The sequence below is a fragment of the Methylobacterium sp. C33D genome (assembly GCF_053345825.1).
The window spans coordinates 1-1,205 of record NZ_JBKFAV010000104.1; the positions used below are offsets into that span (position 1 = coordinate 1).

Consider the following 1,205-nt stretch of genomic DNA (forward strand, 5'->3'; position numbering starts at 1 on the left):
TACGCCCGCTCGCTGGTGGTCGGCGGCGGCACCATGTTCGAGGAGATGGGCTTCCACTACGTCGGCCCCGTGGACGGGCACAACCTCGACCACCTGCTGCCGGTCCTGAAGAACGTCCGCGACGCCGAGCACGGCCCGATCCTGCTCCACGTGGTCACCCGGAAGGGCAAGGGCTACGCGCCGGCGGAAGCCTCGGCCGACCGCTACCACGGCGTGGTCAAGTTCGACGTGGTCTCGGGCGTGCAGGCGAAGGCCAAGCCGAACGCGCCGGCCTACACGCGGGTGTTCGGCGAGAGCCTGATCAAGGCGGCGGATGCCGACGACAAGGTCGTGGCGATCACCGCGGCGATGCCGGGGGGCACCGGCATCGACCTGTTCGGCAAGGCGCACCCGGACAAGACCTTCGACGTCGGCATCGCCGAGCAGCACGCGGTGACGTTCGCGGGCGGGCTGGCGACCGAGGGCTACCGGCCGTTCGTGGCGATCTACTCGACCTTCCTGCAGCGGGCCTACGACCAGGTGGTGCACGACGTGGCGCTGCAGAACCTGCCCGTGCGGTTCTGCCTGGACCGGGCCGGTCTGGTCGGGGCCGACGGGGCGACGCACGCGGGCGCGTTCGACCTCGCCTACCTGTGCTGCCTGCCGAACATGACCGTGATGGCGGCCGCCGACGAGGCCGAGCTGGTGCACATGGTGGCGACCGCGCACGCGCACGACGCGGGCCCGATCGCGCTGCGCTACCCGCGGGGCGAGGGGGTGGGCGTCGAGCTTCCGGAGCGGGGCGAGGCGCTGGCGATCGGCAAGGGCCGGGTGGTGCGGCGGGACGCGGAGGCGCGGGTGGCCCTGCTGTCGCTCGGCACGCGCCTGGCGGAGGCGCTGAAGGCGGCGGACGCGCTGGCCGAGCAGGGCGTGGCGGTGACGGTGGCGGACGCGCGGTTCGCCAAGCCGCTGGACGAGGCGCTGATCCTGGATCTGGCGCGCGACCACGAGGTGCTGATCACGGTCGAGGAGGGCTCGCGGGGCGGGTTCGGCGCGATGGTGCTGCACCTGCTGGCCGAGCGCGGCGCCCTGGACGCGGGCGGCGTGCGGGTGCGGACGATGACGCTGCCGGACGCCTACCAGGACCACGACAGCCCCGAGAAGATGTACGCCGAGGCCGGCCTCGACGCCAAGACCATCGTCAAGACAGCCCTCGACACGCTGCC

Annotated in this window: 1 protein-coding gene; it reads left to right on the plus strand. The window is 72.9% G+C overall.

From position 1 onward, the window contains the following. A partial coding sequence (gene dxs / locus ACLBXO_RS31550; RefSeq protein ID WP_447687892.1) for a 1-deoxy-D-xylulose-5-phosphate synthase occupies nucleotides 1-1,205 on the plus strand: 1,205 nt, incomplete at both ends.